Source organism: Lactiplantibacillus plantarum (genome assembly GCF_014131735.1).
Classification (GTDB): domain Bacteria; phylum Bacillota; class Bacilli; order Lactobacillales; family Lactobacillaceae; genus Lactiplantibacillus; species Lactiplantibacillus plantarum.
Genome location: NZ_CP039121.1, coordinates 403,601 through 416,071 on the forward strand (window position 1 = coordinate 403,601; position 12,471 = coordinate 416,071).

Sequence of the window (12,471 nt, forward strand, 5' to 3'; positions counted from 1 at the left end):
AGGGGAAATGCAAATATGACAGAAATTTTTAAACAGAAGTATATTTTTTTAAAAGAACATTTTAGAACACGTGAGGATGTTTTTAGCTTTATTGCACATAAAGCAATTGAACTTGGCTTTGCAGATAACGAAGATGCAGTTTTGAAAGCGCTGTATCAACGAGAAAAAGAAGCTTCAACAGGAATGCAGGACGGTATAGCGATTCCTCATGCAATCTCAGAATATCTGCGGCAACCTGCTGTACTATTCATTCGCTCTACAATAAGCATTCAAGATTGGCCGACATTTGATGACCAACCAGTTAATCAGGTAATTGCTATGCTAGTTCCAAAAAATAGTGAGCAGGCACACTTACAGATTCTAGCTAACTTTGCGAGTGCATTAGTGGATGACCGTGAGCGTCAAGCATTACTTGAAAGTCAAACAGTTCAGGATGTTTACACTGTATTAACCAATAGTTCGGAAAAAATTTTATAAAAAGAGGATGACTGATATGGATTTTGTTGCAATTACATCATGCCCAGCAGGGTTAGCACATACACCAATGGCGGCGAAAGCGCTAGAAAAAGCAGCGCAGGAACTAGGTTTACAAGCTAAAGTAGAACAACAGGGTGCAATGGGACTTAAAAATGAAATTACAGTTGAAGAGGCGAAAAGCGCAAAGTTTTTATTGATTGGTTCGGATCAAAAAATTGAAAAGATGGATCGATTTGAAGGGATTCCAGCAGTTCGAGTTGATATTAATATGTGTATTAAAAAGCCGAAAGCTGTTATTGATAAGGTCAGCAAAGCGGTTGCTGCTCGTGTTAAATAAAATGAACTTAATGAAGAATGGAGGAGTGAGTTATGAAGAAAATATTGGCTGAGTGGAAGGGCTACTTAATGTCTGGTATTTCATATATGTTACCGGTTGTTATTGGCGGGTCCCTCGTAGTTGCAGTTCCTAAGTTGATAGGTCTATGTTTTGGAATTACAAGTTTTGATGCGTATAAAACTGGTTTTTGGTTTTATATGGGACAAATTGAAGCCGTTGGTTGGATTGGTGTTGGCTTAGTTAATTTAGTTTTGGCCGGTTACATTGCATATGCTATTGGCGATAAGCCAGCTTTAGCCGCCGGGTTCATTGGGGGCTCATTAGCATCTAGTTCTAATATGGGATTTTTAGGAGCCTTGGTTGCTGGGTTTGCAGCTGGTTATACTGCACGTTGGTGTCACAATAAGTTACATGTTGGTGAAAAGTTCGAATCTATTATGCCATTAGTTGTTGTACCGCTGCTATCTACAATGGTTGTGGCAATATTGATGGGAGTCATTTTGAAGCAACCGCTGACTTGGATTAATGTATCACTTGTCGCCTGGATTAAACAAATGAGTACAAGCGGTGTAAGTGCTATTACCTTAGCAGTTATCATGGGCGCTATGATTGGTTCTGACTTAGGCGGTCCTGTTAATAAGGCTGCATGGATGGCAGGAAACGTTTTATTAGCTGAAAAGATTTACACCCCTGCAATGATCGTTAATGTGGCTATTGCTGGTATTCCCTTAGGATATGCATTTGCGACGACTTTCTTTAAGCATCGTTTTTCTGATGAATTACTTGATGCTGGACGAAGCGACTGGTTCATGGGATTTATTGGAATAACAGAAGGTGCTATTCCGTTTACATTAGTTAACCCGTTGAAATTAATTCCAATTAATATGATTGCTGGTGCTGCTGGTTCGGCGACTACGATTTTACTTGGGGCTCAGGCTAAGATTCCTCCTGTTGGTGGGGTTTATGGATTTGTCACCATTACGAATGGTTGGGCCTATTTAATCGGTCTAATTGTTTGCGCTGCGATTATCGGTGTACTGGCACCATTGGCTGTGGACTTTAACCAAACACAGAGCGAAGAACAAGTCACTGATGATAATGAGGACGACATTAACATTAATTTTGAAGCTTAGATTGACTAAAACGAGCCGCATAATGGTTAAAGAGCCGTAGTGCGGCTTTTGTTACCTAAAATAACAGGGAGCGATACATTTATGACAAAAGCACATTTTGTAAATCATACTCATTGGGATCGAGAATGGTATTTTACAACTGAGGACGCACAGGTGCTAAGTGATCAGCTGTTCTCAAATGTTTTGAAGGAGTTAGAAACGCATCCTGAAGCTAATTTTACTTTAGACGGACAGACATCAATACTAGATGAGTATGTTGAAATGCATCCCGAAGATGTTATCCGGATAAAGAAATTAATTAACCGTAATCAATTATTTGTTGGACCATGGTATACACAGACTGATGCGATGATACCTGATGCAGAATCAATTATTCGTAACTTAGTTATTGGCATCAACGATACCAAACAAAAGTATGGGCAACCAATGATGATTGGCTATTTGCCAGATACTTTTGGATTTAATTCGCAATTGCCAATGCTTTTAAATCAAGTTGGCATTAATGACTTTATTTTTTGGCGGGGCACTAATTTTAAGCGACAAATGGACTCTGTTTATTTTAAATGGCACAGTCTAGGTCATAGTCAAGTCTATGCTGCTAATTTTCCGTTAGGTTACTATACTGGTCAAATCGCATTGGATTCGAAGAAAAACTTACAAGAGTTCGTTGCAAACCGTCTAGATCCAGGAATTGATTTTGAAAGTCAACAGGGTCAAAATAATTCGGTCCTAGTGCCTTCGGGAATCGATCAAATGAATATTATTCATAACGTATCTGAGACTATTAGTAAGATAAATAAATATAGTCATAATCAGATTGTGATCAGCAATTATCCGAAGTTTATGCGAACATTACGACAACGCAATGATTTACCGGATTATCAAGGCGAGTTGCGGTATCCAACTTATGCTAGAGTTCATCGGACAATTGGTTCAGTACGTTCGCGCATTAAACGGCAGAATTTCAAACTCGAACAGCAAATATTACGACGTGTTGAGCCACTGATGGTCATTGCCAAAAGATGTGGTATCGATGTGTCTAAGGGTCTTATTTTGAAACTTTGGAAAAAGTTGCTAGAATGTCAACCGCATGACAGTTTGGGTGGCAGTGTTTCTGATAATGTTGCTATTGATATTGACCATCGATTCAAACAAGGTTTTGAAATTGCAGACGGTATCGAAAACTATATCAAGAAAAGAATCGCACAACGGTTGAAACTGGATGCCAATCAGGTGCTAGTATTCAATACTGATCCACGCCCATTCAATGGATATAAGAAAATCCGTTTCTTAACATCATCGAAAAACATTATGTTTGATGAAAAATATCAAGCAACTATTTTAAGTGCAAATTATGTGGCTAAGCGAGAAAATATCATGCAACAAACGGCTAAAGGCTTTGAATTTAAAGACGAGCCTGGTTACTATGAATTACAAGTACAAGTTGCAGTCCAGTTTGATGGGTTGGGCTACCAAGTAATTGACTTTAAGGATGGTGCAGAAGCTTTGCCAGAATTACAGTCTGAGCAACAAACGGCTATCCAAAATGAAAGTTGGAAAGTGAATTATGTCGATGGCAACTTTCAGGCAACTACTAATGGGAAAACTTACAAAAACATCATTAGTATTGTAGATTCGGGTAATGATGGTGATACGTACGATTATTCACCGCTTCGAGGCGACAAAGAGGTTGACTTGCCTTTAGCCGGCGTTGTAGCCATTTATGTTGGAGCTGGAAGGCAAGAACTGCGATTAAGCGGCAAGTGGCAGTTACCAGAAGGCTTGGCTGACAGGATTAGTCACGAACCAAAGCTGCACGATGTCGCATTTGAATTAACGTTGACTTTAACTGATGGTGACAATGTATTGGCAGGTCGTTTAACTGTCGATAATCAGGTTCTAGATCATCGATTACGGTTAAAAATTAATACAGCAATTGAAAGTGACACTGCAGTTGCGCAAGTTCAAGGCGGCTTTCAAAGAACACGTAATTTACCAATTGCGGAAAATTGGGAAGAAGAATTTGTTGAAAAACCGGTTAACCTTTATAACTTTGATAAAATTATCGGGATGCAAGGGGCTAGCGATGGCCTGTATTTAATTGCTAAAGGAATGAAGGAATACGAGTTAGGAAAGAAAGCATTTTATGTCACATTAATGGCAACCACTGGTCAACTTGGTAAGCCTAATTTACTGTGGCGACCAGGTCGTGCTTCAGGCGATACAACTAGTATTGGGCATCAGATGACACCAACGCCGTTGGCCGAAGAATTAGGAGCAAATACATTTGAGTTTGGGTTAGTTTCCACGTCTCAATTGAATGAAAATAAATTGGCAATAATTGCTGAAAAGTGGTTAGCACCCGATGTTAGTTATCAATTACAAAAATTGAATTTATTTGTAAATCGATTAGACAATAAAATTTGGGATGTTGAATTTGATGATTCATTACCAACTATCTCAGAGTGCGAGTCATTTTTGAAACTCGATCCACATGTCACAATTAGCACGTTGTATCCGGCCTATACTGTGCCAAATAGTTTTGTTATCCGTTTGGCAAATGAATCTGGTGTGGCTGCTGATTTGACCCCCTTATTAAAACAACATTTCATTCAGGTAAATGCTCTGGAAGAGGCTCAACCATGTTCGGAACAATTAGTGATTCAGCCTTATGATATGGTTACCTTGCTCATACACAATCAGGGGGCATAGCTCATGCGTTTGGGAAGTATTGAAGCTGGAGGGACTAAGTTCATTTTAGCAATTACTGATGAGCACTACCGTATCTTGAAGCGACAACGAGTAGCGACCACAAAGCCAAATGAAACGCTGGAAGCCTGTGTTTCATTTTTTAAGAAAAATCCAGTCGATGCGTTGGGAATCGGGAGTTTCGGCCCAGCCGATATTAAGGTGGATTCACCGACATATGGTCAGATTTTAAATACACCAAAAGCTGGTTGGTCTCATACGGACGTTGTACAGATGTTGAGGGCAGCTTTGAAAATTCCAATTACTTTTACAACGGACGTAAATGCTTCGGCTTATGGTGAATATATGATTGGACAAGGACAAGCAGTGCGTTCACTAGTATACTTTACTATTGGGACAGGCATTGGTGGTGGTGTTATCCAAGATAATCATTTCATAGGTGGTATGTCTCATCTTGAAATGGGACATACAATGGTCATACCTATGTCAGGCGATAACTTCAAGGGTGTCTGTCCATATCATCAAAATCGGTGCTTTGAAGGCATGGCTTCAGGACCCGCAATTGAGGCTCGAACTGGCAAACCGGGGGAACAATTGAAGCGAACCAATGAAGTATTTAAGTTGATCAGTTATTATATTGCACAGCTGGTCTTTGATGCATATCTTAATTTCATGCCTGAAAGAATTGTTATTGGTGGCTCAGTAGTAAGCGAAACTGAACTTCCAGTGATTAGAAGAGACGTTGAGCAGCTTAATAACAATTATGTTGAATTACCGAACTTAGATCATTTGATTGTTTTAACGGGAATTGCTAATAATGGTTCTGCAACGATTGGTAATGTCGCCCTGGCCAAAAATTTGATATTTTAGGTAAAAAGAGTCGATAACAAGTAACGTTATCGGTTCTTTTACTTTACTATGAATGAAAAATGGTCTGGAATACTTATTTATGACTTGATTCATGCTACAGTAGAATCTATAAGGATACATAATATAAGTCTACGCTTAGCATAGCCATGATTAACTTAACGGAGGAAAATCAATGATCAAATTAATCGTAAGTGATATCGACGGTACCCTAGTCGACAGTCAAGGACAGTTATTACCGGCTACAATTACGGGAGTTCAAGCAGCAGTTGCACGGGGGGCACAAATGGTGTTGGCCTCAGCACGTTCGCCTAAGGGGATGTTTGGAATTGCGCAACAACTAGGAATTAACTCGACCATGATTGCCTATAATGGCGCGCTAACGGCTACGACTGATGTGAATGATCGACTAACTGTTTTTGAAGAGCAAGCCGTTGACCCTAAACTAGCACAAGCTGTGCAAACGGTAGTAGCTCATGATTGGCCAGTTGCCTCAATTAGTATTTATTCGAATAATAACTGGTTGGTGGCTACTAATGGCCCGTGGGAACGGCAGGAAGCGACGGGAATTGGTTATGCACCCCATGTCACGGATTTGGGCACATGGTTGCAACGGATGCCGACGCCAGTGCATAAAATGATGATCATGGCCGATCCAGATATTATTCAGGCGATTGAACAACGATTAAGCCGTAATGAATTTAGCGGCTTAGCAGTTTATCGTTCGAAAGAAACTTATTTAGAAATCGTTGCGGCAGGCGTAACTAAAGCAGCCGCATTAATGAAATTATTACAGGATGATCAAGTTACCCCTGCTGAAACGATTGCGTTTGGCGATAACTTTAATGATGTTGCGATGCTCCAGACAGCGGGGATTGGTGTTGCGATGGCTAATGCGCCACAACCCGTTAAAGAGGCAGCGAACATAGTAACAACTGATAATAATCATAATGGTATTCAGCTAACCTTAGCTCAGTATTTTGCTGATGTTACGCGCTAATGAAAAGGCCATTTACGAATCATTAAAAAATAGGAAGCTCAACGCCATGTTCGTTGAACTTCCTATTTTCGTATTGTAGAAGATATTTAAGAGAAACCTACAGCTAGCTCGTTATTAGCGCGCTAAGATTTCTTTAATAGCGACGCTTGCTTCCAATGGTTGACGTCCTAAGACATGAGCTAAGTCGGCTGACTTTTCAGCCAGCGCACCATCATTGATTGGGGATTGGAATGAGGCAAACAAAGCAGCGGTATCATGATTTAGACCAGTCGTTTCAAGGAATTGCACGTACGCATCCTGACTGACTTGGGTAATCTTAACTTGGTTGCCAGTTGCTTCTTGGAGTGCTTGACCGAGTGCGGCATAAGTGAGGGGTGTCCCAGCAAATTCGTACACTTCTTGAGGGGCATCTGCCATCAAAACGGTTGCTGCCGCTTCGGCATATTCACGTTCCAAGGCCCAGCCAGCTGTATTATTAGCCCAGTACAAGGTTTCTTGGTTATGGGCACCACTTTGTAAGAAGCCCATTTCGTTTTCTAAATACCAGTTGTTACGAAGAAAACTGTGCGCAATATTAGTCGCTTTTATGGCATTTTCGGTGGCCCGATGATCATTGGCTAAGGCGCTGACTGCTGCCTGTGCGTTGGGAAAACTAGTGTAGGCGACAAATTTAACATGAGCGGCGTTAAGGGCAGTCACGACGTTTTTATGAGCGGTGGACCGGTCAACGGGACCACCAGGTTGTGATGAAACGAAGAGCACGCGTTCAACGTTCTCGAAGGCTTTCGTCATTGAGTCGACGTCATCGTAATTCCCGATACGAATTGGATTATCAGGAAACAGCTGAGCAGCTTTGTCCTGATTACGAGCAATTACTAAAACATTTTCTGCACCAACTTTAGCATTCAGCGTACTAACGGCGCTTTGACCAAATTTACCGGTAGCGGCAGTGACGGCGTATTTCATAATTAAACATCCTTTCAAATTGCTGTAGCAATAAAAATTACAGTGATTAGCTTATCACATGTAACTTCAAAGTCAACAAGTTTGCTTTCGATAACCGAAAGACTATCTTCTTATGCTGGAATATAATGAATGGCTAAGAAAAAGAAAAACGAGTATTAGTGCAAGTTTCTGTGACTAATGAAGTTTCATCGATGTGCTAAAGAATGTTCTTAGTTAGTTACCGCTATTGATTTATGTCCGAAAAAATAGGATTAGACAACTTGGTGTTATCTAATCCTAATTTATAAAAGTCAGCGATAAATGGTGGCGTGTTACTTATTATTCAACGACGTCAAAATTCGCTGTGATGCCTGTCCGTTGAAGTCATTGGTTTGTAACCGTTCAAAAACGTCCTTCATAATGTGCATTAATTGTTGATCGGACAAACCTTGGGCAGATAATGTATTGAGCATGACTTGCAGCAAGTCGATTGGCAGGACCGGTCGCTGTTCAGGATGCGCACTGAAGAATTCCTGAACGGCTTGGTCGTGTAAGCGCCAGTAAACTGGGTTTTGGACATCATCAAAAATCGTTTTTAGTTGCTCTAGGGCCGGTGATAGCGGAATGTTTTTGGCAATAATCGTCGTTAGCATCCCATCACGAGCCGGTATACGAACATCCGCCACGTAATCTTTTAATAGTAAGAAATGAGTCTTGAATGGTGGCCGTAACGTAAAGGTCATCGTTAATGCAATTTGACTATCAGTAGCTGCCATGATGATTCCCCCTCATATGATTGGCAGTGAGTGGCAAATTAATGACGCTTCGTGAAGCGGACGACGGCTTCGCAACGAGCTGTTTGCGGGAACATGTCGATCGATTGAATATAGTCGACTTGATATCCGCGGGTAAGTGCTTGTAAATCCTGAGCAAGCGTCGATGGGTTACATGAAATGTAGACGAGTTTTTCCGGTGCGCTTTGCAAGATGGCATCAATTAAGACGTTATCTAAACCAGTACGGGGTGGATCAACGACCATTGCATCGGGCGCAAAACCGCTCGCTAACCATTGCGGTAACAAGACTTCCGCCTCACCAACTTCATAATGAGCATTAGTGATTTGATTGCGTTGGGCGTTGGCATTGGCATCTGCAACGGCTGCTGGAATGGTATCCATTCCCCGAACTTCCTTAGCCACGTCGGCTAGTGATAAACCAATCGTTCCGACACCCGAATAAGCGTCGACCAACGTCTCGTTAGGCGCTAAGTTCAAAGCTTCGCGTGCTAAGCGATAGAGTTTCTTGGTTTGCTGCGGGTTCAATTGGAAGAAGGCCCGAGCAGATAAATCGAAGACTAGGCCGTCTAGCTCCTCCGTAATAGTTGGTTTGCCGGCCAGTAATGTTGTTTGGTCACCCCAGATCAATGAAGTTTTACCAGCATTGATATTTTGCATGACCGACACGACCATTGGCAGTTTTTCAGCGATTTTCATCAATAATTGATGCTTTTTCGGTAACTTGGGTGTATTTGTGATGAAGACCAGCTGAATTTCACCAGTGGCGGCCGCTTCACGCACAACGATTGTCTTGACGATGCCAGAATTATGTTCTTCATCGTAAATCGGTACTTGGAGTTCCTCCAGCCAAGCCACGACTTGACGCATGACTGTCATTGTCGCCGGCATTTGCACCGAACAGGTCGGTAAGTCGACTAGGTCATGACTATTTTCTTTATATAAGCCAGCAGCGACGTGCCCATCAATTAAACGAACTTGAAATTGGGCTTTGTTGCGGTATTCATAAGGATTAGTCATCCCAATGGTGGGCCGAACATCATAGTGTCGATAACCAGCTGGGCGGTATTTTTCGAGTGCTTGACGAATTAAATCTTGCTTAAAGGCTAATTGGGCCGGGTAGTCGAGGTGTTCTAATTCAAAACCACCGACTTCGCCCGCATAGGCATCGCGGGGATCGACCCGGTCAGGACTAGGCTTGCGAATACTACGAATCTTAGCTTCTAGGTAACGTGGGTGCACGGCGGTTACTTCAGCAACAACGACTTCTTCAGGAAGGGCGCCCTTGACGAAGGTGATGACGTGTTTGTAATAGCCAATACCTTCACCGTTAATGCCTAAACGCCGAATGGTCAGTGGAAAACGCTGGCCGATGTTAACGGTCGCTTGCACTTTTTCATCCGGCTGTTGTCGGCGCCGATCATTGTGCGATCGGGATTGGTGCGAATAATGATTAGATTGTGGCATAAGTTTGATTTTGACCTCGTTTTTCTGTGAACTGTGTTAACCTCCATTATAGCATGTGGAAAGACACAGGATAACTGAGGAGGATTGTTTGAAAGTCGCCTAACAGTCAGGTTATAATGATTCTAAATTAGTAATCGGGGGTGGGCATATGAATTCATTGATTAGTTTAGAAAAAGTTAATTATCAAATCGCTGATCAACATATTTTACATGATGTTGATTGGCAGATTCCAGCTGGGGCTCATATTACATTGACGGGACCATCCGGTGGTGGGAAAAGTACGTTATTACGGATCATTGCGGCCATGATTTCTAAAACAAGTGGGACCTTGATTTTTGATGGGCAGCCGATTGAAAGCTATGACCCAATCATGTATCGGCGGCAAGTCTCATATTGTTTCCAACAACCGACGTTATTTGGTGAGACGGTGGCAGATAACTTAGCTTTCCCGTACCAAATTCGTAAGCAAGTCATGGATACGCAACGAGTGGTAACGGCGTTAAATAATGTTGGGCTGTCCGAACGAACCCTGCATCAGCCGATTACCGAGCTTTCCGGTGGTGAACGGCAGCGGGTCGCGCTGATTCGCAACATCTTATTCTTGCCAAAAGTGTTGTTATTAGATGAAGTGACAGCTGGTTTGGATGAAAATAATAAGCAAATCGTGCACGCCTGGTTACGACAGTTAAATGAGCAGGATCACGTGACAACGATCATGATTACTCATGACGCGACAGAGATTGCTGCGGCAGATCAATTAGCGAAAGTGGTTGCTGGCAGATTGGAGGTACACGCATGAATTTAGCAGTTAATAATACGTCGCTATTTTTGGCGGCAATGTTAGTGCTCGTCGCGTTAGGAATTAGTTTGTGGCAGAAACTTGGCTTGGATAAGGACATCGTCATTGGTGTCGTGCGGGCTGTTGTACAACTATTTATCGTGGGTTACTTGCTAAAGTATATTTTCCGAGTCAATAATTTGTGGCTAACGCTGGCGATGATAGGCTTCATTATCTTCAATGCGGCTTGGAATGCGAAAAAACGGGGGCCGGGGATTGACCATGCATTAGCTATTTCGTTATTAGCCATTTTTGTTAGTACGGGGGTAACACTCGGCGTTCTCGTCCTATCTGGTGCGATTAAGTTTGTGCCATCGCAAATGATTCCCATTTCTGGTATGATTGCGTCGAATTCAATGGTCGCAATTGGGCTGGCTTATCGCAGCCTCAATAGTCAGTTTCATGACCAGCGGCAAGGGGTGCTTGAACGGTTGGCGTTAGGGGCTGGTCTACTCGATGCTTCGATTGCCATCGTGCGTGAGGCGATTCGTACAGGGATGTCACCAACCATTGATTCGGCAAAGACTGTGGGTCTAGTCAGTCTGCCAGGGATGATGTCCGGTTTGATCTTTGCAGGGGTCGATCCAGTACGGGCCATTAAGTATCAAATTATGGTCACGTTCATGCTCTTATCAGCGACTAGTTTGGGGTCAATCATTGCGTGCTATTTAGCTTACCGTAATTTCTATAATGAACAAAAACAGTTGAAGTAATGACTCCTGATTGCAGTCCCGCGGGGAGTCCTTTATGATGGAAGCTGAAATAAAACTTAATGCGGGGGTATTGATGTGAATGACGCAGCGGTTTGGGTTCCAGTTCCAGTAATGTTTTACTGGGGCTGGTTAGTACCACTCATATTTGGAACCATTTTTGGTTGGCGTTATCATCGCGATAAGGTTCGCCTAGGTAACGGTATTTGGTTTTCGCTATTTTTCTATTCGTTTTTAACCATGCTGGCAATTACAATTTTAGGTAGCAATATTCACTGGTTGATCATTATCAGTGGGACGTTGTTTGTGTTTCTGATCCTGTTGATTGGACTGATTTTTACCTTACAAGCTTTCTTGCTCTTATGGAATGCGTGGATCATGTGGCGTCATGAGAGTCATACGTTGGCGAATATGCTGACCTTGTACTTGGGACTGGCCATTCTGATTTTGCCATTTTTAGGCAATCTGTTGAGTAGTCATGTGCCGCAGCCCGTGAGTTATTTTTTGACGGTATTTCCGAATCTGGTCATTTTTTACCTTGGTTTTTGGTTTTATAACTATCTGACGATGCTGACGATTTATCAATTCAATTGGCCCCGTCTGCGACAAGATTATATTATTGTGCTTGGGGCTGGCTTGTTAGATGGAGACCGTGTCTCGCCATTGCTAGGGCAACGAATCATGCGTGGACTGCGCTTTTATCAGAAGCAACAACGCAAGACGCATCATCGGGCCGTGATGATTTTCTCAGGTGGTCAGGGTGGTGATGAAACGGTTCCGGAAGGCCAAGCCATGCTGGAATACGCCATTGCGCATGGCCTTCCTGCAACGGATGGCTGGGCGGAGACGCAATCGAAGACGACCTTGCAAAATATGCAGTTTAGTAAGCAATTGATTGCACAGGGCCCTGTTAAAAATCCACGCACGATTTTTGTTACAAATAATTACCATACCTTTAGAGCCGGGATGTTTGCCAAGCAAGCAGGTCTAAAAGCGGATGGTATTGGTGCGCGGACGGCGCGATTCTTCTTACCGGATGCGATCATTCGTGAGTATATTGCGATATTTGTCCGAAATAAATGGTGGCACGCGGTGGCGATGCTTGGTATCTTGATTGTGTCGCTATTATTGACGTGGTTTGATGTCTATCAAGCATCGTTATAGCGATTACTAAGGCTGAATCAGTAATTAAAAT

12 protein-coding genes are annotated in these 12,471 nt (G+C 42.5%); 9 read left to right on the plus strand and 3 right to left on the minus strand.

Annotated elements, in window-relative coordinates:
• Window positions 1-15: 15 nt before the first annotated feature.
• From E5260_RS01785 to E5260_RS01810, 6 genes are all read left to right on the plus strand, one after another.
• On the plus strand, window positions 16-477 hold the full coding sequence (locus E5260_RS01785; protein WP_003642462.1) for a PTS sugar transporter subunit IIA: 462 nt from the start codon (window positions 16-18) through the stop codon (window positions 475-477).
• 16 nt (window positions 478-493) lie between these two features.
• Window positions 494-814, plus strand: a complete 321-nt coding sequence (locus tag E5260_RS01790) for a PTS fructose transporter subunit IIB (protein WP_003642461.1) — start codon at window positions 494-496, stop codon at window positions 812-814.
• A gap of 32 nt (window positions 815-846) precedes the next feature.
• Window positions 847-1,947 (plus strand): PTS fructose transporter subunit IIC, encoded by a 1,101-nt coding sequence (locus E5260_RS01795; protein WP_003642460.1) that lies wholly within the window; start codon window positions 847-849, stop codon window positions 1,945-1,947.
• A gap of 48 nt (window positions 1,948-1,995) precedes the next feature.
• Window positions 1,996-4,659 carry an alpha-mannosidase gene (locus E5260_RS01800; RefSeq protein WP_445727829.1) on the plus strand — a complete coding sequence of 888 codons (2,664 nt, stop codon included), beginning with the start codon at window positions 1,996-1,998 and terminating at the stop codon, window positions 4,657-4,659.
• A 3-nt stretch (window positions 4,660-4,662) separates the two neighbouring features.
• A complete protein-coding gene (locus tag E5260_RS01805) occupies window positions 4,663-5,526 on the plus strand; it encodes an ROK family protein (RefSeq protein ID WP_003642458.1) in 864 nt (287 codons plus the stop codon).
• A gap of 172 nt (window positions 5,527-5,698) precedes the next feature.
• Window positions 5,699-6,523 carry a Cof-type HAD-IIB family hydrolase gene (locus E5260_RS01810; protein WP_003642457.1) on the plus strand — a complete coding sequence of 275 codons (825 nt, stop codon included), beginning with the start codon at window positions 5,699-5,701 and terminating at the stop codon, window positions 6,521-6,523.
• Window positions 6,524-6,637: 114 nt separating this feature from the next.
• Here the strand turns inward: E5260_RS01810 and E5260_RS01815 are convergent, their stop codons facing one another.
• From E5260_RS01815 to rlmD, 3 genes are all read right to left on the minus strand, one after another.
• Window positions 6,638-7,489 (minus strand): SDR family oxidoreductase, encoded by an 852-nt coding sequence (locus E5260_RS01815; protein ID WP_003642456.1) that lies wholly within the window; start codon window positions 7,487-7,489, stop codon window positions 6,638-6,640.
• Between the two features lie 311 nt (window positions 7,490-7,800).
• Entirely contained in the window at window positions 7,801-8,244 is a 444-nt protein-coding gene (locus E5260_RS01820) for a hypothetical protein (RefSeq protein ID WP_003642455.1), read from the minus strand.
• Window positions 8,245-8,282: 38 nt separating this feature from the next.
• Window positions 8,283-9,728 carry a 23S rRNA (uracil(1939)-C(5))-methyltransferase RlmD gene (rlmD, locus tag E5260_RS01825; protein ID WP_003642454.1) on the minus strand — a complete coding sequence of 482 codons (1,446 nt, stop codon included), beginning with the start codon at window positions 9,726-9,728 and terminating at the stop codon, window positions 8,283-8,285.
• A gap of 148 nt (window positions 9,729-9,876) precedes the next feature.
• Between rlmD and E5260_RS01830 the strand changes: the two genes are divergently transcribed.
• From E5260_RS01830 to E5260_RS01840, 3 genes are all read left to right on the plus strand, one after another.
• The gene (locus E5260_RS01830) at window positions 9,877-10,527 is read left to right on the plus strand and encodes an ABC transporter ATP-binding protein (protein WP_003642453.1); all 651 of its coding nucleotides are present in this window, start codon (window positions 9,877-9,879) and stop codon (window positions 10,525-10,527) included.
• The gene (locus E5260_RS01835; RefSeq protein WP_003642452.1) at window positions 10,524-11,279 is read left to right on the plus strand and encodes an ABC transporter permease; all 756 of its coding nucleotides are present in this window, start codon (window positions 10,524-10,526) and stop codon (window positions 11,277-11,279) included. The genes E5260_RS01830 and E5260_RS01835 overlap by 4 nt, the downstream gene beginning before the upstream one ends.
• Window positions 11,280-11,354: 75 nt before the next feature.
• Entirely contained in the window at window positions 11,355-12,440 is a 1,086-nt protein-coding gene (locus E5260_RS01840) for a YdcF family protein (RefSeq protein WP_003642451.1), read from the plus strand.
• Window positions 12,441-12,471: the final 31 nt, after the last annotated feature.

Coding starts and splice junctions, on each gene's coding strand:
- E5260_RS01785 (WP_003642462.1), top strand. CDS start 16: ATGACAGAAATTTTTAAACAGAAGTATATTTTTTTAAAAGAACATTTT.
- E5260_RS01790 (WP_003642461.1), top strand. CDS start 494: ATGGATTTTGTTGCAATTACATCATGCCCAGCAGGGTTAGCACATACA.
- E5260_RS01795 (WP_003642460.1), top strand. CDS start 847: ATGAAGAAAATATTGGCTGAGTGGAAGGGCTACTTAATGTCTGGTATT.
- E5260_RS01805 (WP_003642458.1), top strand. CDS start 4,663: ATGCGTTTGGGAAGTATTGAAGCTGGAGGGACTAAGTTCATTTTAGCA.
- E5260_RS01810 (WP_003642457.1), top strand. CDS start 5,699: ATGATCAAATTAATCGTAAGTGATATCGACGGTACCCTAGTCGACAGT.
- E5260_RS01815 (WP_003642456.1), bottom strand. CDS start 7,489: ATGAAATACGCCGTCACTGCCGCTACCGGTAAATTTGGTCAAAGCGCC.
- E5260_RS01820 (WP_003642455.1), bottom strand. CDS start 8,244: ATGGCAGCTACTGATAGTCAAATTGCATTAACGATGACCTTTACGTTA.
- rlmD (WP_003642454.1), bottom strand. CDS start 9,728: ATGCCACAATCTAATCATTATTCGCACCAATCCCGATCGCACAATGAT.
- E5260_RS01830 (WP_003642453.1), top strand. CDS start 9,877: ATGAATTCATTGATTAGTTTAGAAAAAGTTAATTATCAAATCGCTGAT.
- E5260_RS01835 (WP_003642452.1), top strand. CDS start 10,524: ATGAATTTAGCAGTTAATAATACGTCGCTATTTTTGGCGGCAATGTTA.